This window comes from Rathayibacter sp. PhB152 (assembly GCF_003751395.1).
Classification (GTDB): Bacteria; Actinomycetota; Actinomycetes; order Actinomycetales; family Microbacteriaceae; genus Rathayibacter; species Rathayibacter festucae.
Map to the genome: position 1 here is coordinate 198,705 of NZ_RJUT01000001.1, position 24,490 is coordinate 223,194.

A 24,490-nucleotide genomic window follows, 5' to 3' on the forward strand; every position below is an offset into this window, starting at 1 on the left:
TCCCCATGGAGCAGCGCTACGCCACCAACCCCTCGCAGATCCCCGGCATGACCACCGAGGACCTGCGCCGGGAGTACCTCGTCCCGGAGGTGTTCGTCGCCGGCGAGATCCGGCTGGTCTACACGCACCACGACCGCATCGTGCTCGGCGGCGCCGTCCCCGCGGGACAGCGGCTCGAGCTGACCGGCTACGAGGAGATCCGCAGCGAGACCTTCCTCGAGCACCGCGAGCTCGGGATCGTCAACGTCGGCGGCACCGGCACGGTGACCGCGGACGGCGAGACGTACACGCTGGTGTCGGGCGCCTGCCTGTACCTGGGCCGCGGGATCGAGGCGGTGGCGTTCGAGGACGCCGACGGCTCGGGCGACGCGGGCGCGCAGTTCTACCTCTTCTCCGCCCCCGCGCACACGACCTACCCCTCGGTGCTCGTCGCGCCCGGCGAGGGCACCGTCCGCGAGCTCGGCGAGCAGGCGACGAGCAACCGCCGCACGCTCAACCAGTACATCCACGAGAACGGCGTGCGCAGCTGCCAGATCGTGATGGGCGTGACGACCCTCCACGAGGGCTCGATGTGGAACACCATGCCCGCGCACACCCACGACCGCCGCACCGAGTGCTACCTCTACTTCGACCTGCCCGAGGACGCGCGCGTGATCCACCTGCTCGGGGAGCGCCAGGAGACCCGGCACCTCGTCGTGGCCGACCGCCAGGCGATCCTCTCGCCGAGCTGGTCGCTGCACTCCGGCGTCGGTACCGCCGCGTACTCCTTCGTCTGGGCGATGGCGGGCGAGAACCAGGCGTTCGACGACATGGATGCGGCGCCGGTGAAGGACCTGGCGTGACGTCCGGATCCGCTGTCGGCGGCGTGCTGCTGGCCATGGGGGAGACCATGGCCGTGCTGGTGCCCTGCGGCGGCTCGGTCGCCGACGCGGACGACTTCCTCGTCGACGCGGGCGGTGCGGAGTCGAACGTGCTCGCGCACGCGGCGGCGCTCGGCGTCCCCGTGCGCTGGCACAGCCGGCTCGGTGCCGACGCGCTCGGCGAGCGGGTACTCCGGCAGCTCGCGGCGCGGCGGATCGACGTCTCGCGCGTCGTCCGCGACCCCGGTCATCCCACCGGCGTCTACGTGAAGGACCCCGGCCGCGGAGTCTCCTACTACCGAGCGGGATCGGCCGCCGCGTACCTCGACACCGCCGACGCCGATGCCGCCCCGTTCGACGACGTGGCGCTGCTGCACCTGTCCGGGATCACCGCGGCGCTCTCGGATCCGGCCGACCGCTTCCTCCGTCGCGCCGCTCTCCGCGCCCGCGAGCTCGGCATCCCGGTGAGCCTCGACGTCAACTACCGCGCCGCGCTCTGGAGCGTCGCCGACGCCGCGCCGGTCCTCGCCGAGCTGGTCCGGCTGGCCGACGTGGTCTTCGTCGGCCGCGACGAGGCGGAGACCCTGTGGGGCACCCGCACCGCCGAGGACGTCCGGGCGCTGTTCCCGGACGTCGCCGAGCTGGTCGTCAAGGACGGCCACATCGGCGCGACGGTGTTCTGCGCTGATGCCGGGTCCGACACTGCCGGCTGGGTCTTCGAGCCGTCGCACGAGGTGGAGGTGCTCGACGCGGTCGGCGCGGGCGACGCCTTCGCCGGCGGCTACCTGGCCGCCCTGCTCCAGGGCGCCGACCCCGGAGCACGCCTGCGCCGCGGCCACGACCGCGCCGCCCTCACCCTCGCCGTGGCGGGCGACTCCCTCGACGAGAGAACGGCACGACGATGACTGCGTTCACCACCACCACCGCGACCACCCCGACTGCGAGCCCGACCGCGAGCCCCTTCGACGAGGTCTTCGCGGGCGCCCCGCTGATGGCGATCCTGCGCGGGATGGGCGTGGAGCGCTCGATCGCCCTCGCGACGACCGCCTGGGACCTCGGCATCGACTCGGTCGAGGTGCCGCTGCAGACCGCGGAGGACGAGGTCGCCCTCCGCGAGGTCGCGCGCCTGGGTGCCGAGCGCGGCAAGACCGTCGGAGCGGGCACCATCGTCCGCCCCGAGCAGGTCGCGCTCGCCCGCGAGGCCGGCGCCGGCTACCTCGTCTCACCGGGCCTCGACCAGCGCATCCTCGCCGCCGCCGGCGCCGTCGACCTCCCGCTGCTGCCCGGAGTCGCGACCCCCTCGGAGGTGCAGCTCGCCGCCTCGCTCGGCCTCACCTGGCTGAAGGCCTTCCCCGCGACCTGGCTCGGCGCGGGCTGGTTCAAGCACATCCGCGGCCCCTTCCCCGGCATCCGCTTCGTCGCGACCGGCGGCCTCGACGCCGCCAACGTCTCCGACTTCCTCGACGCCGGCGTCCGCGTCGCCGCCGTCGGCTCCGCCCTCGAGGACCCGGCCCAGCTCGACCGCCTCGGCGCCCTGCTCGCCGCCGCCCGCGCCTGACCATGTCCGTGGTGCACGCGGACGCGCCGTGCACGCGCCTCATGCAGATCGAGTAGCCCGCCTCGCGGGCGTATCGAGATCCACCGCCGTCCGGGGGTCGGGTCTCGATACGCGCTGCGCGCTACTCGACCAGCATGAAGGCGGTCCGCGGTCCGGATGCGTGCTGCTCGGCTAGGCCGCAAGGCGCGCACTGCAGGCTGATCGAGCAGCACGGCTCGCGGGCGCACCTTGCTGATCGAGTAGCCCGCTTCGCGGGCGTATCGAGATCCCCCGTCTGCCGGACCCGGGTCTCGATACGCGCTGCGCGCTACTCGACCAGCATGAAGGCGGTGCGCGGTCCGCACGCGTGCTGCTCTGCCGGGCCGCGAAGCGCGCACTGCATGCTGATCGAGCAGCACGCTTCGCGGGCGCACCTTGCCGATCGAGCAGCACGCCTCTCGGGCACACCATGCTGATCGAGTAGCCCGCGGAGCGGGCGTATCGAGATCCACCACCGTCAGAACGGTGCGGGAACAATGTCGAAGCGGGGCCCCGGCGGCCGGTCCGGCGGCCGGCCGGGCAGAGGTGGTGGCCGGTTACTGATCCGCCGGCCGGTGGGGCTCGTCCACTCGAGCGTCCCGTCGTCGTCGATCCGGTCGTAGCTCCACTGCTCTCCGTGCCGGACGTGGTGGTGGGACGTGCAGAGCATGACGAGGTTCTCGAGGGACGTCTCGCCGCCGTTGCGCCACTCGAGGGTGTGGTCGGCCTCGCTGGTCGCGGCAGTCCGGGTGCAGCCGGGGAAGCGGCAGGTCTGATCGCGGAGTTGGAGGTGCAGGCGCATCTGCGCGGGCGGGACGCGCCAGGTGCGGCCGACAGACACGACGGCGCCGGTGTCCTGATCGGTGAGGACCCGCGTGAAGGAGGCTCCCGTTCGGAGGAGCTCGCGGGCGACGTCGGCGGGGACGGGTCCGTAGCCGTCGAGGTCCGCGGGTGCGTCGTCGAGACCTGCGGCGGTGGACGCCGCGAGGGTGAGCCGCACCTCGGCCCGCACTCCGGGGACGAAGGTCGGATCGGGCCGGTGTTCATCGTTCGGAGTCGTTCCCGCGATGTCGCCGTCGCAGAGGAGTTCGACGGCCGCGTCGGCGCTGAGCTGCTGAAGGGTGCGCGGATCGCCGTCGTCGCGGAGGGTGCGGGCGATGCGGCGCAACCGGTCGTAGGCGCCCGTCACTGCAGGTGCGGGAGCGTGAAGGCAGAGCGTGGCCATGCCATCGACGTCCGGGGTGACCCAGACGGCGCGGTCCTCCTTCGCGCGGGCGTGGCGCTCGGCGAGGGGCTGCTCGTGCAGCTCCTCGCGCCAGCGTTGCAACGCTCGGCGCAGCTGGGTCGTCGTCATCGTGAGGGCGGCGTCAGCGGCGCGCTCGTCGAGTGCCGCGCGGGAGGCCTCGGGGAGGCTGCCAGCGGTTCTGCAGATGGCCTCGCCGACCTCCCAGAGGATCCGCGCGTCGCGGAGCAGAGCGCGGGTGAGCGGCAGGTGCTCCATCAGCATCTGCGCTGTCTCGAGGCGTCGGCAGACCTCCCGCTCGGACACGCCGATCGTCACCGCGAGCTCGGCGCGGATGGAGCGCTCGGCCAGGTCGCGGGTCTCACTCCGGGACGCTCCGCGGGCGAAGCCCTCCTGCACGGTGAGCGCGAGCCGGTAGCCGCGGTGCATCCGCTCGGCCGCCCTCACGCGCGTCGGGGAGGCGGCGCGCTCGGCGGCCGCGGAGTCGTCGAAGCAGTTGCGCACCTCCGCGAGTGCTGCCGCATTCTCATCTTCTGACATACGCGTATTGAACCAGTGGCCACCGACATCGAAGCGGGGCAGGGGCCGATCGGGGGAGAGGGCAGGCGGATCGGGGGTTGGGGAGGAGGCTTGCTCCCGGATGTCTCGGTGATGGTGGGTCTCGATACGCCGCCGGAGGCGGCTACTCGACCAGCATGAATCGCCCTGCGGCTTGCGCGACCAGCAGGGAGTGCCCTGCGGGCTGCGCGACCGGCATGAGGCGGTCGGCCAGGCACCCTGGCCGCGGACTGCGCCCCCCCATGCTGATCGAGTAGCCCGCGCAGCGGGCGTATCGAGATCCACCCGGGCCGAGACCGGAGCCGACAGACCACCGAGCGGGCGGTGGTGGGTCTCGATACGCCCTTCGGGCTACTCGACCGGCATGGGCTGCCCCTGCGGGGCTGCTCGACCAGCATTTCGCGGGCATCTCCCGCGAGCAGATCCGCGTCAGCGGCGGCGGCGCAGCAGGGCGTCGACCGAGAGCCGGCCGGCGCCGGTCAGCGCGAGCGCCACCGCGCCGGCGGCCAGCACGAGGACGAACTCGATGCCGCCGGTGGCCGCGAAGAAGCCGCCCGGCAGGTGGACGACGACGAGCGCGACGAGCGCCGTGATAGCGAGGCCGGCGGCCGCGATCCGGGTCAGCAGGCCGACGATGATCGCGGCGCCGCCGAGCAGCTCGGTGAAGGCGGCGACCGGGGCGAGGACGGCCGCGAACGGGATCCCCATCGCTCCGAAGCCCTCGGTCGTCGCCGCGAGGCCGTCGACGGCGATCTTCTGCCAGCCGTGCGCGAGGAAGACGGTGCCCAGCGCGAGGCGGAGGACGAGCAGTCCGGCGGAGGCTCCCGGCAGCGCGCCGCGGCGGGCCGTGGACGAGGTGGTCGGGCGGTCGAGCGTGGTGGTCATGGCGTGCCTTCCGGTCGGAGCGGATCTCGAGGGGGAGTGCCGCACGCCGTCGTGCTCGTGCTCGACCGTAGGCGCGACCGCCGCCCGCACGAGCGTCGTGGAGTGCACACTGAGAACTCCCACAGGCGCACCCCAGGCAGCACCGCCCTCGCACACGCCGGAACCGGCGCCGCCCTCCTCACGAAGGCGACGCCGGCTCCCGCACCGGTCCTCAGCAGCTCGCGGCCGGGTACTCCTCGCTCTGCTCCCGCGTCACGTCCTCTCCGTCGACGGTGCCCGTCACGGTCAGGTCGACCGCGTCGGCCGGCACCGCCTTCGCCCGGGTGGTGAAGGAGTGGAACGCGCTCTTCCCGGGCGCGACGGCGGTGAACGCCTTCTCGCCGTAGGCCGTCGTCATGGTGATCCCCACCGGCACGTCGGCCGTGTTGACCGCGGTGACGCCCAGCTGCACCTTGCCTGCGACGCACCGGCTCTGCACCGTCACGTCCAGGTCCGGCAGCGCCGGGGCGGCGGGGGCGACCGCCGCGACTCCGAGCCACGAGATCACCGGCTTCTCGCCGCCCGCGCCCTCGTTCGTCACCCGGTACTCCACCGTGGTCGGCGCCGCGAGGGTGAAGGTCAGCGCCGCGGTCAGCGGCGTGCTCGTGCCCGACAGCGGGATGTTGCCCTTGGCCAGCTCCACGCCCCCGGCCGAGACGGTGTGGTTCATCGTCCGGCTGAGGCCCCACCACTCGGTGAACCCGCCCGTCAGCGTGTACGTCCCGGCGGCCAGCGGCAGTCGGTAGATCAGCTGCGTCGTGTCCTGGTAGAGGCCGGTCGAGAACTTGTCGTTCACGTCCGTCCCGGTCTTCACCTTCATGCCCTCGGGCGCGAAGCCCCACTGGTCGGCGGCGGTCGAGGCCCGGTCCGACACGGCGTTGAGCAGCGACGGGACGGCCGCCTGCACCGCGCCGTACTGCGGCGAGGAGGTCGCCGCGGTGCCGGAGTCGATGTAGTAGACGAGCCCCTCGGGCACGACCTCGTAGCGCGCGGTCACCTTCGCGCCGTTCGCGAGCGTCCCGCGCAGGGTCACCGGCGCGTAGTCGGTGCGGGTCTGGGCCGCGGAGTCCGCGTCCCAGGTGACGCCGGTCGAGGCGCCGCCGACCGTCACGGTGGTCGGCAGGGCGGCGCTCGCGGTGAGCGCGCCCTGGTAGCCGAGGTCGCGGGTGACGCTCTGCACGTAGACGAGCGCGAGCCGCGCGTTGTAGCCGCTCGTCCCGTCGGTCCCGAAGGACACGTCCACGACGCCCGGCGCCGCGAGGGTCACCTGCTGGCGCACCGGCGTGGCCGCCCCGGTCGAGACCGCGGTGGCCCGCTTCGACGTGCCGGCCGCGGTGACGGTCGAGACGACGTTGGTGGTCAGTCCGGCTCGCGGCGCCTGCACGGCGACGACGTCGTAGGTGCCGGCGGGCAGGGTCAGGTGCGTCACGACGGGCTTGCCGAAGTCGGCCGGCACGTACGAGGAGCTCCAGTCCGCGGGGTTGCCCGGGACGACGGCGCCGGTCGACGTGGTCGAGAAGCCCCACGTGCTCCCCGCGGAGACGCCGTCCCACTTCCGGTCGGCGGCGTCGTTGAGGACCCCCGGCTGGCTCGCCTTCACGGCCGCGTAGGCGGATCCGGCCGCCGAGCCGCTCGATCCCGAGTCGACGAAGTAGCGCAGGTCGGCGGGAGTGACGAGCAGCGGCACCGAGAAGCGCTGGAACACTCCGGTCGAGGCGACCTTCTCGGTGGTCCGGCCGGTCAGCCGCACCGTGCCGAGCTCCGCCGTCCCGGCGAGGGCCTGCGCGGCTCCCGCGTCCCAGGTCACGGCGCGGTCGGCGCCCTCGAGGGTCAGGGTCTTCGGCAGTCCGGCGGAGGCGGTCCCGGCGATCAGGCCGAGGTCGCGGACGTCGGTGCTCACGCCCTCGGGCACGAGCTCCGCGGCGGTCCGGCTGAGGCGCGCCACCAGAGCGGCGGCTCCCTCCGCGTCGAGGCCGTAGCCGGCCGGGTCGGCCAGCGCCGATCGGGCGGAACCCACGACGCTCGCGAACGGGGCCCAGGAGGAGGCGCTCCACTCCGCCTCGACGAAGGACTCGGCCGTCGCCAGCGCCGCCGCGAGGGCGGTGGTGTCGACCGCCGACGAGTCCGCATTCGCGACGACGACGCCGACCGCGTCGACGTTCAGGACGCCGTCGTTCGCCGTCTCCAGCACCACGGTGTGCGCGCCGTCCGCAAGACCGCGGAGCTGGAACGCCGTGCGCTCGCTGCCCGCGGCCCAGGTCGGCGCGTTCGTCGCCACCCGGACGCCGTCCACGGTCACGTTCAGCGTCGCCGCCCCGGTGTTGCTGCCGAGGACGTCGAGTCCGGTCCCGGTGAAGGAGTAGGTCAGCGCCGCGCCCTTCCCGGTGCTCTTCGACGCCGTGCGCTGCCACTCGAACATGCCCTGGCCGTTGACGTGCGTCCACTGCTCGTCGAACTCCAGCACCGGAGTGCTGCTGTCGCTCCAGCTGGTCTGGTGCATGCCGTCGACGACAGTGGAGTAGTAGGGAGTGAAGCCGGGCACCTGCTCGACGACGAGGTCGTCGAACTGCGTGAAGGTGAAGGCCGAGCCGAGCTGCACGCGCCCCGCGGCCTGCGGCGCCGGGTCGGTGTACGCGGCGACCTGCACGCCGTTGAGGGAGGCGGTGTACTTGTCGCCCGCCACCTGCACGGCGATCCGGTTCCACACTCCGGTGCCGGTGCGGAACGCCGTGCCGGGGGTGGCGGAGGCGGTGCCGGACGCGACGGAGGTGCCGTAGCGCAGCAGGCTCCAGGCGCCGGTCGCGTCGACCCGCAGCTCGGCCGCGGAGACGTTCTGGCCGTTGGGCGTCCCGCCCTGCTCCCGGGCGCCGAGGGTCGCGTACGGGGTGCCGCCGTTCTCGAAGAGCACGTCGACCGAGGCGCGGTAGTTCGCCCAGCGGTAGTCGCCGATCGTCGTCTTCGGGTCGCCGCCGTTCCAGGCCGAGCCGTTCATGCCCGGGCCGACCTGCTGGCGCAGCACGCGGTCGCGCGCGGCGTCGCCGGTGGCCACGGACTCGAAGGCGCCGTTGGTGTCGTTCGTGTAGCGCGGGATCGCGCCGTCGTCCTCCGGCTGGACGCCGGGGGTGCCGGCGGGCTTCGCCTTCGCGCCGCGGCTGTCGAGGAACGACTCGCCGGAGTCGCCCAGCGCCCCGGTCGCCGGGTCGTAGGAGCGGATGTCCGCGGCCTCGGCGTAGTCGAAGTCGTCCGCGTAGAGGACGGAGTCGGTGGTGACGCCGTTCACGTCGCCGCTCGCGTCGGTGTCGAGCACGTCGCGGCCGCCGTCGGCGTCGGTGTACTCGGGCGCTGTCGGCAGGGTCGAGCCGTAGCCCTCGCGCGGGGTGAGGACACCGCCGGCGCTCGCCGCGTGGTCGAGCGTCGTCGCGGTCGCCGTCGACCAGGGCTTCACCGTCACCGTGTAGACGCCGTCCACGGCGGACAGCTCCGACACGGGCACGACGTAGTTCGCGTCGTAGGCCTCGCCGGCGTCGGCCGCGCGGGTCTCCCAGACCTCCATCGTGCGGTCGTCGCCCAGGTCGAGGTCCTCCGCGGAGATCGCGTAGGTCTTCTCGAACGGGCTGTCGTTGACGATCACGGTGGAGAAGTCCGAGCCGTCGGGCGCGGCGAGCGTCGTGTACGACACTGCGCCGGTCGAGGCTCCGCTGGGCGGGTTGCCGCCGCCGAGCGCGCTGCCGGAGGCCTGCGGGATGCCGCGCCAGACTCCCGCGGTGTTGTCCTCGTTCTCCCAGCCGAGCTGGGCGAACTGCGTGTACTGCTCGACCGCGGCCAGGCCGCCGTCGTAGTACAGCCAGCCCGACCACGGGTCGCGGGCGCTGACGAGCTCCTTCGAGGAGTACTGGAAGCCGTCGTAGAAGGAGCCGATCGCCGGCTGGAAGATGTTCAGGGTCCGGAGCGACTTCGCGAAGCCGGAGGTGACCCAGTTGCTCATCTCGAGCGCGCTGTTGGTGCCGCCGAACTCCGTCCCGGTGCCGCCCTGGCCGTCGGGGTTGGTGTTGTTCGGGCGGTCGGCGGAGTTGGAGAAGGTCGCCTGGCCCTCGGAGTTCCAGATCTCCTTGTCGTAGGTCTGCGCGAACTTCTTGAGGTTCCCGTTCGCGTCGTCCGAGGTGGCGTAGTGGAAGCCGACGACGTCGACGGCGTCGCGGAGCGAGGGGTCGGTGGTCGAGTTCAGCTGGTCGCCGAAGGAGGTCGGGGGAGTGCCGACCGTGTCCGCCGCGACCGTGCGGATCGCGCGGTAGCGCTCGCCCTCGTCCGCCGAGGCGAAGCCGTTGCTCGGGTCCTGCGCGCTCGCGCCCTCGTAGCCCTTGGTGTCGGTGCGGAGCCAGGTGGAGAACTTCTTGTAGAGCGCGGCGTTCGGGCTCGTGGTCTCGTTGGTGTCCGGGTTGATCGAGTCGACCATGATCCCGTACTCGCGCTCCGCCGCCAGGACGGTGTTCTTGAACCAGATGTACTGGTCCTCGTCGCTGGTCACCCAGGTGGGGCGGCTCCAGCGCAGGATGCTGACGTGCACGTCACCCTCGGCGACCTTCTGCGCGTCCGCGGCCAGCTGGAAGCCGGGCTCGCGCTGCACGTTCGGGTACTCGTCGCGCGAGCGCATCGTCGCGACGTTCGGCCCGGTCGAGGTGTTGCGGTCGTTGCCCATCTCGATCTTGATGGTGGTCATGATCGGGTGCTCGCCGCCGAAGAGCGTCTCGATCAGCTCCCAGTACTTCTCGGGGTGCTGCGACTTGTAGTCGAGCAGCAGCGCGCTGGTCGAGTTCGCGGAGAGGATGCCGAAGCCCTTGAAGGTCAGCGCGTTCACGCTCTCCGCTGCGGCGGCGACGTCGGCCGCGGTGACGGTGACGGCCTGCACGTCCGACGGCGCGGCCTGGGCGGCCGGCACCTGGGCGAGCCCCGCCGCGAGCAGGGCGCCGAGCGCGGTCGCCGCGACGAGGGTCCGTCCCCTCCCCTCCTTCCTGCGGTGCGGCCTGCTGGGCGAGGGGGGCTCGGGCTGCGAGCCTCGAGCGTGCCGGGGAGAGCGGTTGAGCATGAGTGCGCCTCGTCGTCGAGTCGAATGGGATGAGCGATGCGCCAACTCCGATCATTTCAGAACATGAGGAGAGCGATCGCTGTGGTCACCGTATCCGAGCGGTTTCACGGGCGCAACGGCGCGAAGCGGCTTGCGAACAGGGTCTTTCCTCGCGGAGCGACCACGGGATAGTCTGCTCGGCAGCGCGGAACGCCCCTCCTCGATGATCGATTATGATCGATCAGGAGGGGCGGGATGCGCGACGACGAGTCGGCGACGAGGCCGGCCGGAGAACGGAGAACCCCCGCCATGACCACCCGCTCCACACGGATCCGCCCCCTTCTCACCCGCGGCGCCGCCGGTCTCGCCGGAGGCCTGCTTCTGCTCGGCGTCGCCGGCACCGCGTTCGCCGACGAGCAGCAGGGCGCCGACGACGTCGACGTCAACGTGCAGATCGCCCCGCTCACCACGCCCGGCTCGCTGTCGATGACCGTCGCGAGCGACGCCACCGCCCTGACCGAGAACGGCTCGACCAGCGTGGTCCGCCAGTTCACCGGCACCCTGCCGACCGTGACGGTGACCGACACCCGCGATCCGGCCGACATCCCCGCCGGTGCCGGCTGGTACGTGCTCGGAACCGCCAGCGACTTCACCTCGTCGACCGGCGACACCATCGGCGCGGAGAACCTCGGCTGGGCGCCGAACCTGATCGACGGCGGCGACTCCGGCCTCGTCGCCGAGGGCGACGTCGTCGACACCGCCATCGACGGCGGCCCGGACGGAGTCGGCCTCGTCGACCAGGAGCTCCTCGCGATCACCAACGACTCGGCCGGAGTCGCCGAGGAGGGCTCCTGGACCGCCAACGCGGCCCTGACCCTCAAGACGCCGACCACCGTCGACGCCGGCGACTACAGCTCCACGCTCACCCTCTCCCTCTTCGAGTGAGCCGACGCACGCCGGCCGAGCAGCCGCCGGCGTGCGCCTTCCATGCTGGTCGAGTAGCCGCCTCCGGCGGCGTATCGAGACCCGGCGTGCTGGACGCGGTGGATCTCGATACGCCCGCTCCGCGGGCTACTCGATCAGCATGAAGCGGGCAGGTCGATCAGCGTGAGGCGGGCCGGCCGTGCGGGCAGGCCGCTCAGCACGAGGAGAACCCGCTCCGCGGGCTGCCCGATCAGCATGCTCCGGGTCCGCCGTGCGGGAGGTCACGCGTCCGGCACATGCTGGTCGAGTAGCCGCCTCCGGCGGCGTATCGAGACCCGCCCTCCTGGGCACAGTGGATCTCGAGACGCCCGCTCCGCGGCTTACTCGATCACCACGAGTCCTCGAGTGGACCCGCGACGGGCCTCGTGTCGCGAGCAGGCCCCTGTACGCGTCCACTCGGCGCTGCCGGCTCGCGCGAGTGAACGCACGTCGGGCCCGCGCCCGGGCCGGAGCCCGTTCCGGGTCCACTCGCGCGCCCGCCTTTGCAGGCGATCGAGGGGGACTCGGTGCAGATCCTCCGCGGCGACGAGGACGCGCAGGAGCTCGCCGACCGCATCCGCGCGGGCTGACCCCGCGCGGTCAGGACGCCGGCGTCTCCTCCACGCCGAGCTGCACCGCCAGCTCCATGCAGCGCACGCGGGCGGGGGAGAAGTCATAGGGCAGGCTCCGGATGACGTCCGCCGCGCTCCTGGCGCGCGGATCGGCCGCGGGGGTGGGCGTCTCGGCGTCCTCGGGCGGGTGCCGCTCGCCCCAGGCCGCGGCGAGAGCGTCGTCCTCCTCCAGCTGACCGGACTCCGTGCAGACGCGCAGCAGCTCCGTCTCGAAGGCGTGCCGCTCGGCCGCCGCCTGCGCGACGCGGGGGTCGTCGACAGCGACGGTATCGTCCAGGGCCTCCTCGGCGGCGTCGACGCGGTCGGACGCGGCGCGCAGGTCGGGGTGCGCGGCGAGAGCGGCGAAGCGGCCTGCCTGGATGGCGGCGCCGAGCGGGCCGAACACCCGCTCGGTGACCAGCAGGACGTCCAGGTCGTCCTGGCGCAGCGAGCCCTCGGGCGCGCTCTCGAGGCGGCCGGAGACGAGGTCGTCGAGCAGGCCCAGCCGGCTGCCGAGGGAGCGCATGCGCTGCACCGACGCCCGCTGCCGCTGCAGCTCGGCCTCCTGCGCGACGAGGGTCTCCTCCAGCCGGGCGAGGACGGCGGCGACCTCGTCCTCGTCGTCCGCGACCACCGGCTCGGCGCCGGCGAAGGCGTCGCGGATGTCGTCGAGGGCGATCCCGGCGTCGGCCGTCCGGCGGATCCAGAGCAGCCGGACGATCTCCGCGTGCCCGTACCGTCGGCGCCCGTCGCCGCCCCGCTCCCGCTCGGGGAGCAGGCCGATCTGGTGGTAGTGGCGGATCGTCCGGGGCGTGACGCCGACGAACGCCGCGGCGTCGCCGATCAGGACCTCTCGGGGCGGGGTCGGGAACGGATGCATGGCTGGCCTTCCGGGTCGGGTCGGGACGTGCTTCGAGCAGACCACATGACGCTGCGGCAGGAGCAAATCGCGATGTGTCCGGCGATGGTGGATCTCGATACGCCCGCTGCGCGGGCTACTCGATCAGCATGTGAGGGTCCGGAGGGCGGTCTGCTCGATCAGCAGAGGGTGGCCGCGGAGCGGGCTGCTCGATCAGCATGTGGGGGCCAGGAGGGCGGGCTGCCCGATCCGCGGGGGAGGGGACGGTCTGCGCCGCCATGCATGCTGGTCGAGTAGCCGCCGGCGGCGGCGTATCGAGACCCGCCCCTCCGGGAGGCGTGCCTCTCTCCACGCCCGCCGCGGTCAGGCGCGCGGGCGCGGGGCCGCGGTGCTCTCGCGGAGGACGAGCTCCGGGAGCTCGGAGGAGAAGGCGGCGCCCGTGCGGCCCTCTATCGCGGGGAGGAGCAGGCCGAAGCCGCGGCGGCCGAGGCCGGCGAAGTCCTGGCGGACGGTGGTCAGGGCGGGCGTCCACATCCGGGCGAGCGGGTGGTCGTCGAAGCCGACGACGCTGATGTCCTCGGGGACGCGGAGGCCCGCCTCGGTGATGCCCTTGATGACTCCCATCGCGATCTCGTCGTTGCCGCAGAAGACGGCGGTGACGGTCGGGTCCTCGACCAGTCGCGCGGCGAGCAGCCGCCCGGACTCGGGCTCCCAGGTCGCCTCGAGCGGGGTCGGCGCCGTGGTCACTCCCGCGGCCTTCAGCGCGCGGCGCCAGCCGGTCGTCCGGCCGTCCTCGCGCCGCGACGGCGGGATGCGGATGTGGTGCACCGTCGCGTGCCCCAGCTCGAGCAGGTGCTCGGTCAGCGCCTGGGCCGCGCGGAGCTCGTCGAGCACCGCCTGCGGCCGTCGCCCGCGGACCCCCGAGAGCGCGACGACGGGCACGGTCTCCGGGATCGCCGCGAGCACGGCCACGCCGGGCGGATCGAACTTGAGGACGACGATCCCGTCGGGGCTCTGGTCGAGCACCGAGGAGAGCGCCCGCTCGACGTGCTCCGGGTCCGCCGACTCGACGACGGTGATGGTGACGGTCCAGCCGCCGGCCCGCGCCTCCTCCTCGATGCCGCGGATCGCCTCGGCGTAGCCGTACTGCGAGGTGTTGCCGGCGACGACGGCGATGGTGCGCGAGCGCCGGGTGACGAGGTTCCGGGCGACGGCGCTGGGCCGGTAGTTGAGCTCCGCGATGGCGGCGAGCACCCGCTCGCGCTTGTCGGGGGCGACCCGCGCGGCACCGGTCAGCACCCGCGACACGGTCGGCACCGAGACGCCGGCGAGGCGGGCGACGTCGGCGATGACCGGGGCCCTCGTCGACCTGTCGCGCGTCACGCCGTCCCGCTTCCGTCCTCGACCGTCCTGCAAGTGCCCGGCGAGCCACGACGGAGCGAGGGCGACCGGCTCGGTGCCGCGGGCTCCGGCGGTGGTCACTTCACCGCGCCGCTCGTGATGCCGGAGATGATCTTGCGCTGAGCGAAGACGAACACCAGGAGCAGGGGCAGGCTCATCAGGATGATATAGGAGAAGATCAGATGCCAGTTCTGCAGGTAGAGCCCGGCGCTGGCGACCTGGTAGAGGTTCAGCGGCAGGGTGTCGAGCCGGCCGCCGACCACGAAGAGCGCGTAGAAGACGTCGTTCCAGATGTAGAGGCAGATCAGGATCGTCGCGGTCGCGAGCACCGGCATCAGCAGCGGCAGGATGATCGTGAAGAACACCCGGATCGGCCGCGCGCCGTCGACGCGGGCCGCCTCCTCCAGCTCCGCGGGGATGGTGCGGACGAAGCCGGTGACGAAGAAGATCACGGTCGAGAGGTACATCCCCATGTACACGCCGACCATGCCCACGGCGGTGCCGGCGAGGCCGAGCTGGCGCAGCAACAGCACCACCGTGACGACCGCGGGCGGCAGGACGATGCCGCTGATGGCGAGCGCGTAGACGACGGCCATGCCGCGGCCGGTGCGGCGGCCGAGGATCCAGGCGGCCATCGAGCCGAGCACGAGCACGCCGAGCACCGAGGGCACCATCACGAGGACGCTGCCGAGGAACGCGGGGACCATGCGGCCGTCGGTGAAGACGGTCGCGAAGTTCTCGAGCAGCTGCCACTGCGAGGGCGCGGCGAGGTTCGGGTTCAGCGCCTCGGCCTGGGTCTTGCCCGCGGTGCTGATGATCAGCCAGAACGGCACGCCGAGCAGCAGGGCGACGCTGGCGAGGGCGGCGATCGGCTGCAGCAGCGGGCGGCGGGAGCGGCGGACCCGCGACTCCGGGGCCGCGGGAGCGGACGTGACCGGTCGCTCGATGACGGTGCTCACAGGACGTCCTCTCGACGGCGCAGGGTGCGGATGACGGGGAAGGCGAGGACGGCGACGGTGACGAAGAGGATCAGGCTCATCGTGGTCGCCTGGGCGAACAGGCCCTGGCCGAAGGTGCGGAAGATGAAGATGTTGAGCAGCTCGGTCGTGCCGCCGGGGCCGCCCTCGGTGGTGGCCTGGACGATGTCGAAGCCGTTCATCGAGCCGAGCAGCGCGGTGGCGACGTTGAAGGTCAGCGCCGGCGCGATCAGCGGGAAGCGGATGTCGCGGAAGGTCTGCCACCAGGACGAGCCGTCCAGACGCGCGGCCTCGAGCACGTCACCCGAGATCGTCTTGAGCCCGGCCAGGTAGATGAGCATCGACAGGCCCATCCACTTCCAGGAGTGGATCAGGGCGACGACGACGATCGTCCAGGTGGTGTCGCCGAGCCAGGCGATCGAGACCGGCTGCCCGGAGACGAAGGAGAGGATCCCGTTCAGCGCACCGTCGGGCTTCAGCAGCGCCTGGAACACGTAGCCGACCGCGAGGGCGGACATGATCACCGGGATGAAGAACATCACCCGGGCGAAGCGGTTGACCCGGGTGTCCTTCTCCAGCAGCAGCGCGAGGATCAGGCCGAAGACGTTCTGGAACACCGCGACGAGCACCGCGTAGACCAGCGTCACCCGCAGCGCCTGGATCAGCGTGCCGCTCTGGAAGAGGTCGACGAAGTTCGCGACGCCGACGAAGCCGATGGCGGCCTTGAAGCTGGACCAGTCGGTGAAGGCGTAGACGAAGTTGAACACCGTCGGCACGAAGAAGAAGACGATCAGGACCAGCAGGGCCGGCACGAGGAAGACCAGCGGGTGGTCGGAGCGGCGTCCGCTCGGCATGCCGCCGGTCTTCACGGCGCGGGCGAGGACCCGGGGTGGCGCGGCGGCTCGGGTGGTGGACACGCGGGGCACTGCCTTTCGAGAGAGGGGGTCGTGCGCGGGAGGGTCCGGGGCCCGCCGTCGTGGCCGGGCCCCGGTGTCGAGCGGCTAGAAGCCGGTGGCGCCCTGCGCCTTCGCGAGCTGCGCGAACTGGTCCTGCGTGGCCTGCGCGACCTGCTCCGGGGTCTTGGTGCCCTGGATCATGTCGGCGAGGTAGATGTAGAGGTCGGGGTTCGCGATGGCCTGGGCCTGCATCGAGCCGACCGAGTCGCCGACGGAGTCGCTGACCGAGACGAGGGCGGTGGGCACGGTGTCGGGCGTGGTGACCGAGGGCTGGAGCGAGATGGTGTCCTGCGCGGTGACGAAGTCCGAGTAGCCGTCGCCGAGCCAGTAGGAGAGGAACTGGCGCGAGGCCGCCTCCTTCTTCTCGTCTCCGGTCGCGAAGGCGACGAGCGCGTTCGACTGGTCCGGGATGAAGGTGCCGACGTTGCCCGAGGGCGAGATCGGGAAGAAGCCGATGGTGTCGTTGAGCGTCGCGGTGTCGGACAGCGACTGCAGCTGGCCGAAGAAGGAGTTGACCTGGACGACCATCGCCGCGTCGCCGGCGAGCAGGGCCGCGCCCTGGTCCTCGAAGGTCGCGGTCTTGATGTCCTCGTTGAACAGGCCCTCGTCGATCAGGCCCTTGTAGGTGTCGATCGTGCCCTGGATGGTCGGGTCGGTGAACTTCTCCTCGCCCGAGTTCACGCGGTCCCAGAGGCCGTCCTTCGCGGCGTCGGCGAGCTGCACCTGCACCCACCACTGAGTGGCCCAGCGGTCGGCGCCCATCTCGAAGAACGGGGTGACGCCCTTGTCCTTCAGCTGCCGGCCGAGCTCGACGAACGAGTCCCAGTCGGTCGGCGTCTCGGTGATCCCGTTCGCCTCGAAGACCTTCTTGTTGTAGTAGACGCCCTCGACCGCGGGGGTGGTGACCAGCGCGGCGTAGCGGGTGTCGTCGAGCAGGCCGGTGATGTCCTTCAGCGAGGGGTCGACGTCCTCGAGCCAGGGCGCTCCGTCGAGGCTCTGCAGGTTGGTCGAGGCGTTCAGCGCGGTGAGCTGCGAGGCGGTGGGCTGCCAGAAGGCGAGGTCGGGCTTGTCGCCGGTGGCGACCTTGGTCTGCACGCCCTGCTCGTAGGGGTCGGGGATGGTCTCGACGTCGACGCTGGCACCGGTGAGCTCCTCGAAGCCCTCGATGACCGACTCGGGGACGGTGTTGGAGTTCTGCGCGGCCCAGATGGTGAGGTCGGTGCCGGACAGGTCGGCGTCCTGGGCGGGCCAGGAGGCGGGTGCGGCGTCGCCGCCCGCGGTGCCGCCGCCGGCCCCGGGGTCGCTGCAGCCGGCGAGGAGCAGGGCGGAGGCCGCGGTGAGGACGGCCGCGCTGAGGAGTGACTTCTTCATCGAAATACTCGAGCTTTCTGTGTGTGGAGAGGGTGTGCCGGGACGGGTGGATCCGGCAGGGGTCAGGTGGTGCGGAGGGACAGGCGGAAGGTGCGGGCGGAGGGACCGGAGCCGGTGGGCCGGACGGTGAGGCGGGCGGTGCCGGGCTCCCACTCGACGGGCCAGGCCGTCAGCGCGACCGGGAACACGACCGAGACGTCGACGTCCTGCCCGCGCAGCTCCGGGACGTGCAGCACGACGTCGTCGCTGCTGCTGCGGCGCCAGACCGAGACGAGGTGCTCGTCCTCGGTCCGCAGCGCCAGGGCGACCGCGTCGTCCGTCCAGTCCGGCAGCCCGAGCGGCCAGCGCGGCGAGGAGGAGGCGATCGGCCCGCGGAGCCGCTTCGCCGCGGCGACGGCCTCGTGGACCAGGGCGAGCTGCGGCTCGGACATCCGGTTGAGGTAGCCCGAGAGGTAGAACCGGCCGAGCAGCCCGGTGACCAGGCAGAACGCGATCTCCTCGTCGTCCATGTCGGCCTGCGGGTACGCCCAGCTGGCGGCCTGCTCCGGCAGGAGCATCATCGGCGCGGCGGCCGCGATCGGCGGGTAGCGGCGGAAGTCCTGCTGGTCGGAGGTCGACTGCATCTGCAGGCGGGACATCACGGCCCAGTCCTGCCGCATCGCGCCCGAGGAGCAGCTCTCGATCACCAGGGTCGGGTGCCGGTCGAGCACGCCGTCGAGCCAGGCGAGGTAGGCGCGGTTGTGGCCGAGCAGGCCGGCGCCGATCGAGTCGGCGTCGCGGTCGGTGCCGGGGCCGGCGTCGATGTTGTAGTCGAGCTTGAAGAAGCCGATGCCGAAGTCGGCGATCAGGCGGTCGACGGTCGCGTCGAGGTGCGCGCGCGCCGCGGGGTGACGCAGGTCGAGGTGGAACCGCTCGTGCTCCTCGATCCGCGCGCCGGCCCGCTGCAGGAACGCGTCGTCCGGCAGCTCGCCGGCGAGGGGGCTGTCCACGCCGATGACCTCGGGCTCGAGCCACAGCCCCGGGACCAGGCCGCGCGCGCGGATCCGCTCGATCACCTCGCAGAGGCCGTCCGGGAAGCGGACCGTGGACGGCTGCCAGGCGCCGACGCTGCTCCACCAGCCGCCGGCGACCCCGCTGTCGTCGTACCAGCCGGCGTCGATGCAGAAGATCTCGGCGCCTGCCGCGCCCGCCGCGTCGATGAGCGGCAGCAGCTTCGCGGTGGTCGGGTCGCCGTCGAGGGTGTTCATGTAGTCGTTGAAGACGACGGGCATCGCCGCGTTGTCCGGGTGCGCGCGGCGCCGGGCCCGGCGGCTGAGGGTGAGCGCGTCCGCGGCGGCCGTCGTGTCGGCGCCGACGGCGACCGTGACGGGGACGGAGCGGAACTCCTCGCCGGGCTCGAGCACGCAGAGCCAGCCGTGGTCGAGGTCCGTCGGGCCGGAGAGGGCGATCGAGCCGCCGTCGATGTCCTCGCCGACCTCCCAGCGCCAGGCGCCGTTGTGCTCGATCTGCCAGAGGAGGGCGGCGTCGGGGGCGTGGAGGCCGGCGACCGGGAGCTGCTCTCCGGTGGACCAGCTGCCGGTCGAGACCGCGCCGACCGCGCCGCGCGGGTCGTGCTCGGTGATGTCCTCGCGGAGGGTGACCAGGCCGGCCTCGCGCAGCGGCGTGCTGCTCCAGCGGCCCTCGCCGAGCCAGTCGTTCCGGCCGCGCAGCAGGGACCAGCGGGCGAAGGACTCCTTGCCGGTGGCCGCGTCGGTGCCGGTGTCGGTGCCGGTGCGGGGGTCGGTGCCGGCGGTGGCGCCCGGGTCGCAGCTCCAGGAGGCGACGGACCGCAGCACCTGGCGCTCGACCGCGCTGACGACGACCTCGGAGGTGACGGCGGCGACGCCGGGCACCCTTCGGAGCACGGCGGTCGCGACCAGTCCCGGCGCCTCGGCCGTGACCTCCAGCACGTCGAGGCCGTCGACGACGCTCTCGCGGTGCGAGACGTAGCGCAGTGCGGTGCCGAGCTGCGAGTGGGTCAGCCGGCTGCTCGCCGGGGCGTGACCGGCGGCGACGGTGGTGATCTCGAAGAACGGAGCGGCGTGCGTCGCCCGGAGCGCGACACCGCGGGCCGTCAGCGCCACCAGCCGGAACGGAGCATCGGCGTCGCAGGCGAACGTCAGCTGCAGGGCCTCGGGGTCTCCCCAGGTCAGGTCGTTCGGCACAGGGGCTCCTCGTCGTCGTGGAGTGGGAAGGGCTCGCTCCCGGTGGAAGCTCGACTGATACTGATACCGATTTCAGCTGAGCGCAAGGGCGAGATGAAACCGTTATCGCCGAGGACGACGGACATGCGATACCGATTTCAGAATTCCCTGGCCCGCCGGGTCTGAAATCGCTATCGTGCTGGCAGCGGCGCCTCGCCGTCCCCTCCCACAGGAAGAGCATTCGATGATGAAAGCCTCCAGAGCACTGGCCTGCGCCGCCGCGATCGGCGTCGCCCTCAGCGGATTCGGCCTCGTCGCGGTCGCCGCCCCCGCGAGCGCGGCGGGCAGCTCCGAGACCCTCGCCGTGGACTTCTCGCGGTCCACCGGCGATTTCCGCGGAGGTGCCACCGGCACCCTCTACGGCTTCGGCGACGAAGGAGCGCCCACGCAGGCGCTCATCGACGGAGCGCACATCACCAACACCTCGCAGAAGGCGCCGTTCGGCACCCAGCACCCGAGCGGTGACGCCCTCAAGGTCGAGGACGGCTTCTTCGCCAAGCACGGCGAGGACATGTACATCTACACGCAGGACTACTACCCCGACTGGGCCTACAACGGCGGTCAGCGCCCGGGCGACACCCGCACCTACGACCAGGCGACCGGCACGTACACGAACACGCCGAACGGAGTGTGGGACTACCTCGAGATCGTCGAGTTCGTCACCGAGGCGGTCGCCACGAAGTCGGACCGCCCGCAGGACTACGTGCACATCCCGTTCAACGAGCCGGACGGCGGCAACTGGTACAACGACTGGGGCGCGCTGAAGGACACCTTCCTCGCCGATTGGAAGGCCTCGTACGACGTCATCCAGAAGGTCTACGCCCGCCACGGCCTGGGCACCGCGCACGTCGGCGGACCCGGCGACGCCTCCTATCACGCCGATCGCACCGCGGACTTCCTCGACTACGCGAAGTCCACCGGCACGCTCCCGCAGGTGATGATCTGGCACGAGCTCGGCATCGACAACCTCGCCACCTTCCGCTCGCACCTCGAGGACTACCGCGCCCTCGAGGACGCCCGCGGGATCGCCGACATCCCGATCAACATCACCGAGTACGGGATGCTGCGCGACATGGGCACGCCCGGCCAGCTGATCCAGTGGCTCGCGATGTTCGAGGACGAGAAGGTCGACGCGCAGGTCGCCTACTGGAACTACGCCGGCAACCTCTCCGACAACAGCGCCCGCCCGAACGCGGCGAACGCCGGCTGGTGGATGTTCAAGTGGTACGGCGACCTCGACGGCTCGAAGACCGTCGCGGTCACGCCCCCGAAGCTGAACACCGCCGACACCCTGCAGGGCATCGGCGCGGTCGACGCGGTGAACAAGCGCGCGACCGTCCTCTACGGCGGCTCGGGCGCGCAGAACGTCGCCCTCGATCTCGACGGGCTCGATCCGGCCGTCTTCGGCTCGACCGTGGACGTCGAGGTCCGCGAGGCGACCCTCTCCGGCGCGCAGGGTGTGCACGGCACGCCGCGCGTGATCGCCGCCGTCGACGGAGCGGCCCTCGCCTCCGGCTCACTCGATCTCGCGATCCCGAGCTACGACCGCTACGCCGCCTACCAGGTGGTCATCACTCCCGCCCAGGACCGCGTCGTCAGCACCACCGCGAGCTGGCAGACCAGCATCGAGGCCGAGAACACGGCGCTCACCGGCGCCCAGGCCTACACGCAGAACCCCACCGACGGCGGCGGCTGGAAGTTCCTCGCCTCCGGCGGGCGCGACGTCGGATCGTTCAACAACGCCTCCTCGAAGGCCGACTGGACCGTCACCGTCCCGCGCACCGGCAGCTACCGCTTCCAGGTGATCGGATCGACGCCCGGCGTCCCCGGGCGCCACGCCCTCTTCGTCGACGGCGCGAAGAACCGGCTCGTGCAGTACACCGCCGACCTCGCCCTGACGAACACGCAGAAGTGGCAGTACCGCGGCAGCGCCGAGGTGACCGTCGAGCTGACCGCCGGCCAGCACACCCTCTCGCTGCGCGCCAGCGAGAACGGCACGACCGCGCTCCCGAACGCCGACATCACCCTCGACAAATTCCTCCTCACCGACGTCACCGACGGCGAGAGGACCGTGTACCCGGCCTCGACCCTGCGCTACGCGGGAGGAGCGAAGGTCGTCTACGACGCGGCGGGTGCGCGCGGCTTCGCGAGCATCGCCGGCCAGCAGCGCGCCGACGTCTACGCGAACGCGTGGAAGACCGGCTACTACGACGTCGCGCTCGACTACCGCACGAGCGGAGCGTCGAGCATCGACGTGTCCGTCAACGGCCGCACGGTCAGCACCGTCAGCTCCGGATCGGCCGGACTCTGGTCCTCGACCACCCGACTGCACCTCGTCGAGGGCATCAACGAGATCGAGCTGCGCTCCGCCGCCGGCGTGCTGCTCAGCACCGTGACGACGACCCGCGCCGCCGACTCCGACTCCGCCGCGACGACGATCGAGGCCGAAAACGCGACGAAGACAGGTGCGGCGGCGAACGCCTCGCTCGCCGCGAGCACCGGCTCCAACGTGTCGGGCGGGCAGTACGTGGGCTTCGTCGGCAACGGCGCGGCCAACACCCTCGAGATCGCGCGGGCCGCGGGCTTCGACACCGCCGGCGCCTACGACCTCTCGGTGACCTACTCCAACGCCGAGCTCAGCGGCCGCCACGACTACAACCCGCAGGTCGTCGACCGCCGGATCGACGTGACGGAGAAGGGGGTCGCCGGCACCGTCGGCAGCGCCTACTTCCGCTACACGATCTCGTGGGACAGCTTCTGGGAGCGCACCATTCCCCTGACCCTGACCACCGGGACCGCGCCGATCGTCCTCGGGAACGCCACGGCGTACGCCCCGAACATCGACAAGGTCACCATCGCGCCCGTCGCCGTCGGCACGCCCACCACGGTGTCGCTCGCGCCGGCGCTGCCGACGACCGTCACCGCGTCGAGCCGCTGCGTCGCCGGCAAGATCGTCCTGACCGTCAGCGCCCGCAACGACGCGACGGTCCCGGCCGACCTGAAGGTCGAGACCAGCCACGGCACGAAGTCGTTCCCGAAGGTCGCGCCGGGCAAGTCCGCCAGCGCCGCCTTCACCGTCCGCGCGACGAGCATGCCGGCCGGAACGGCGACGGTGACCAGCACCGCCACGGTCGGCGGCACCCCCGCGACGACCACGACGACCGCCCCGTACCCGGCGGCGACCTGCTGAGGCCCCGCTGCGCGACCAGCAAGCGGAGGGCCGCTGCGCGGGCTGTGTCGCTGTCCATGCTGGTCGAGTAGCCGCCGCAGGCGGCGTATCGAGACCCGCCCTGCTGGCGACGGTGGATCTCGATACGCCCGCTGCGCGGGCTACTCGATCAGCATGTTCTGCGCGGGCTGCTCGATCAGCGTGAGCTGGGCGGGTAGCCCGATCTGTGCCGTTCCATGCTGGTCGAGTAGCCGCCGCAGGCGGCGTATCGAGACCCACCCTGCTGGAGACGGCGGATCTCGATACGCCCGCTGCGCGGGCTACTCGATCAGCAAGCGCGCTACGAGGTGTAACCCGCCTGGATGGTGTCGAGGACCTGGTCGGTGCTCGAGCCGTCGATCCAGTCGACCATGCCCTTGAAGAAGCTGTCGGAGCCGACGGCCTTGGGCATCAGGTCGGAGGCGTCGAAGCGGAACGTGGTGCCCGGGTCCTGCAGGATCGAGATGGAGCTGCGCAGCAGGTCGCTGCTCGCGTTCGCCGGGTCGAGGCCGGTGTTCGCCGAGATGACGCCGCCGAGCTTCACGCGGCTGTTCGCCCAGTCGGCGCTGGCCAGGTACTCCTGGACCTTCGCGGTGTCCGCGTCGTCCGCGAACGCGGCGACGAACTCGCCGCCACCGGTGACGGCCTGGTCGTCGTCCGCGTCGATCGGCGGGGTGAGGAACGCCCAGACGTCGCCGTCCTCGGCCACGGTCGCGTCGGCTCCGGTGAGGAAGCCCTCGAAGAAGGACGCCTGGTGGGTCAGCGCGCAGGTGCCGTTGGCCATGTTCTGCGCCACGTCACCGAAGGCCGTCGAGTTGATGGACGACACGTCGCCGTAGCCCGCGTTCACGAGCGTCGGGTCGAGCAGGATCGAGCCGACCTTGTCGAACGCTGTCTTGATCGAAGGGTCGGTGAACGGGGTGTCGCCCGCGACCCACGAGTCGTAGACGTCCGGACCGGACTCGCGGAGCACCGCGTCCTCGATCCAGTCGGTGCCCGGCCAGCCCGACGCGGCGTCGGAGGCGAAGCCGGCGCACCAGGACGGTCCGCCCGACTTCTCGGCGATGGTCTTCCCCAGCGCCTCCATCTCGTCCCAGGTCGTCGGGACCGAGACGCCCCACTCGGCGAACTTCGCCGGCGAGTACCAGACGTAGCCCTTCACGCTCGCCATCAGCGGCGCGCCGTACTGGGTGCCGTCGACCTGGCCGTACTTCTGCCAGTCCTCCGACCAGTTCTGCTTCACGTTGGCGAGGGCGCCCTCGGGCAGCTCCTTCACCTTGCCCGAGGCGACGGTGTCGGCGAGCAGTCCCGGCTGCGGGAAGATCGCGAGATCCGGGACGTCACCGCCCTGCACCTTGATGCCGATCTGCTGCTCGAAGCCCTTGTCGCCGGTGTACTTGATGTCGATGCCGGACTCCTTCTCCCAGTCCGCCCACGACTGCTCGAGCAGGGTCGCCTCGTCGCCGTTGATGGTGCCGTAGACGGTGACGGAGCCGTCGCCCGCTGCGCCGCCGGAGCTCGCGCCACCGCCGGCGTTCGGGTCGTTGGGGTCGCTGCTGCTGGAGCAGCCCGCGAGGGCGATTCCGGCGGCCGCGAGAACGGCGACCGGAAGGGTGAGACGACGGTGCAGGGATGACCGCATGGTTCCTCCTCGTTGAGTGATGGAGCGACGAGGGGG

Annotated in this window: 15 protein-coding genes; 5 read left to right on the forward strand and 10 right to left on the reverse strand. The window is 72.0% G+C overall.

Annotated features, from left to right (window positions below):
* Positions 1 to 5: 5 nt before the first annotated feature.
* From kduI to EDF36_RS00900, 3 genes are read left to right on the forward strand one after another with little or no spacing between them, the layout of a single operon-like run.
* On the forward strand, positions 6 to 842 hold the full coding sequence (gene kduI / locus EDF36_RS00890) for a 5-dehydro-4-deoxy-D-glucuronate isomerase (protein WP_123731514.1): 837 nt from the start codon (positions 6 to 8) through the stop codon (positions 840 to 842).
* A complete protein-coding gene (locus EDF36_RS00895) occupies positions 839 to 1,765 on the forward strand; it encodes a sugar kinase (protein WP_260300470.1) in 927 nt (308 codons plus the stop codon). Before kduI ends, EDF36_RS00895 begins: the two co-directional genes overlap by 4 nt.
* Entirely contained in the window at positions 1,762 to 2,418 is a 657-nt protein-coding gene (locus EDF36_RS00900) for a bifunctional 4-hydroxy-2-oxoglutarate aldolase/2-dehydro-3-deoxy-phosphogluconate aldolase (RefSeq protein WP_123731515.1), read from the forward strand. Before EDF36_RS00895 ends, EDF36_RS00900 begins: the two co-directional genes overlap by 4 nt.
* Before the next feature lie 496 nt (positions 2,419 to 2,914).
* On the opposite strand, the gene EDF36_RS00905 is transcribed toward EDF36_RS00900, so the two are convergent.
* The 3 genes from EDF36_RS00905 to EDF36_RS00915 form a co-directional block, all read right to left on the reverse strand.
* Positions 2,915 to 4,219, reverse strand: a complete 1,305-nt coding sequence (locus tag EDF36_RS00905) for an HNH endonuclease signature motif containing protein (RefSeq protein WP_123731516.1) — start codon at positions 4,217 to 4,219, stop codon at positions 2,915 to 2,917.
* Between the two features lie 447 nt (positions 4,220 to 4,666).
* Positions 4,667 to 5,122 (reverse strand): DoxX family protein, encoded by a 456-nt coding sequence (locus EDF36_RS00910; protein ID WP_123731517.1) that lies wholly within the window; start codon positions 5,120 to 5,122, stop codon positions 4,667 to 4,669.
* 211 nt (positions 5,123 to 5,333) lie between these two features.
* On the reverse strand, positions 5,334 to 10,244 hold the full coding sequence (locus EDF36_RS00915; protein ID WP_123731518.1) for a hypothetical protein: 4,911 nt from the start codon (positions 10,242 to 10,244) through the stop codon (positions 5,334 to 5,336).
* Positions 10,245 to 10,532: 288 nt separating this feature from the next.
* Between EDF36_RS00915 and EDF36_RS00920 the strand changes: the two genes are divergently transcribed.
* Positions 10,533 to 11,168, forward strand: coding sequence for a hypothetical protein (locus tag EDF36_RS00920; protein ID WP_123731519.1), 636 nt, complete (start codon positions 10,533 to 10,535; stop codon positions 11,166 to 11,168).
* Between the two features lie 618 nt (positions 11,169 to 11,786).
* On the opposite strand, the gene EDF36_RS00925 is transcribed toward EDF36_RS00920, so the two are convergent.
* The 6 genes from EDF36_RS00925 to EDF36_RS00950 form a co-directional block, all read right to left on the reverse strand.
* A complete protein-coding gene (locus EDF36_RS00925; RefSeq protein WP_123706204.1) occupies positions 11,787 to 12,677 on the reverse strand; it encodes a MerR family transcriptional regulator in 891 nt (296 codons plus the stop codon).
* 342 nt (positions 12,678 to 13,019) lie between these two features.
* Complete coding sequence (locus tag EDF36_RS00930) at positions 13,020 to 14,039, reverse strand: LacI family DNA-binding transcriptional regulator (RefSeq protein ID WP_123731911.1); 1,020 nt, start codon at positions 14,037 to 14,039, stop codon at positions 13,020 to 13,022.
* Between the two features lie 95 nt (positions 14,040 to 14,134).
* Positions 14,135 to 15,016, reverse strand: coding sequence for a carbohydrate ABC transporter permease (locus EDF36_RS00935; protein WP_260300471.1), 882 nt, complete (start codon positions 15,014 to 15,016; stop codon positions 14,135 to 14,137).
* The gene (locus EDF36_RS00940; protein ID WP_243599493.1) at positions 15,013 to 15,951 is read right to left on the reverse strand and encodes a carbohydrate ABC transporter permease; all 939 of its coding nucleotides are present in this window, start codon (positions 15,949 to 15,951) and stop codon (positions 15,013 to 15,015) included. The genes EDF36_RS00935 and EDF36_RS00940 overlap by 4 nt, the downstream gene beginning before the upstream one ends.
* Positions 15,952 to 16,035: 84 nt before the next feature.
* The gene (locus tag EDF36_RS00945) at positions 16,036 to 17,361 is read right to left on the reverse strand and encodes an ABC transporter substrate-binding protein (RefSeq protein ID WP_123731520.1); all 1,326 of its coding nucleotides are present in this window, start codon (positions 17,359 to 17,361) and stop codon (positions 16,036 to 16,038) included.
* Between the two features lie 62 nt (positions 17,362 to 17,423).
* Positions 17,424 to 19,565 carry a glycoside hydrolase family 36 protein gene (locus EDF36_RS00950; protein WP_123731521.1) on the reverse strand — a complete coding sequence of 714 codons (2,142 nt, stop codon included), beginning with the start codon at positions 19,563 to 19,565 and terminating at the stop codon, positions 17,424 to 17,426.
* A 226-nt stretch (positions 19,566 to 19,791) separates the two neighbouring features.
* On the opposite strand from EDF36_RS00950, the gene EDF36_RS00955 reads away from it, so the two are divergent.
* Positions 19,792 to 22,794, forward strand: coding sequence for a CBM35 domain-containing protein (locus tag EDF36_RS00955; RefSeq protein WP_185020319.1), 3,003 nt, complete (start codon positions 19,792 to 19,794; stop codon positions 22,792 to 22,794).
* Between the two features lie 319 nt (positions 22,795 to 23,113).
* On the opposite strand, the gene EDF36_RS00960 is transcribed toward EDF36_RS00955, so the two are convergent.
* A complete protein-coding gene (locus EDF36_RS00960) occupies positions 23,114 to 24,454 on the reverse strand; it encodes an ABC transporter substrate-binding protein (protein ID WP_123731522.1) in 1,341 nt (446 codons plus the stop codon).
* Between the last annotated feature and the right edge of the window lie 36 nt (positions 24,455 to 24,490).

What these genes read in the sequence shown, in the direction of transcription:
- EDF36_RS00910 (WP_123731517.1), bottom strand. Translation starts at nt 5,122, where the DNA reads ATGACCACCACGCTCGACCGCCCGACCACCTCGTCCACGGCCCGCCGC.
- EDF36_RS00900 (WP_123731515.1), top strand. Translation starts at nt 1,762, where the DNA reads ATGACTGCGTTCACCACCACCACCGCGACCACCCCGACTGCGAGCCCG.
- EDF36_RS00925 (WP_123706204.1), bottom strand. Translation starts at nt 12,677, where the DNA reads ATGCATCCGTTCCCGACCCCGCCCCGAGAGGTCCTGATCGGCGACGCC.
- EDF36_RS00915 (WP_123731518.1), bottom strand. Translation starts at nt 10,244, where the DNA reads ATGCTCAACCGCTCTCCCCGGCACGCTCGAGGCTCGCAGCCCGAGCCC.
- EDF36_RS00920 (WP_123731519.1), top strand. Translation starts at nt 10,533, where the DNA reads ATGACCACCCGCTCCACACGGATCCGCCCCCTTCTCACCCGCGGCGCC.
- kduI (WP_123731514.1), top strand. Translation starts at nt 6, where the DNA reads ATGGAGCAGCGCTACGCCACCAACCCCTCGCAGATCCCCGGCATGACC.
- EDF36_RS00945 (WP_123731520.1), bottom strand. Translation starts at nt 17,361, where the DNA reads ATGAAGAAGTCACTCCTCAGCGCGGCCGTCCTCACCGCGGCCTCCGCC.
- EDF36_RS00905 (WP_123731516.1), bottom strand. Translation starts at nt 4,219, where the DNA reads ATGTCAGAAGATGAGAATGCGGCAGCACTCGCGGAGGTGCGCAACTGC.
- EDF36_RS00955 (WP_185020319.1), top strand. Translation starts at nt 19,792, where the DNA reads ATGAAAGCCTCCAGAGCACTGGCCTGCGCCGCCGCGATCGGCGTCGCC.
- EDF36_RS00960 (WP_123731522.1), bottom strand. Translation starts at nt 24,454, where the DNA reads ATGCGGTCATCCCTGCACCGTCGTCTCACCCTTCCGGTCGCCGTTCTC.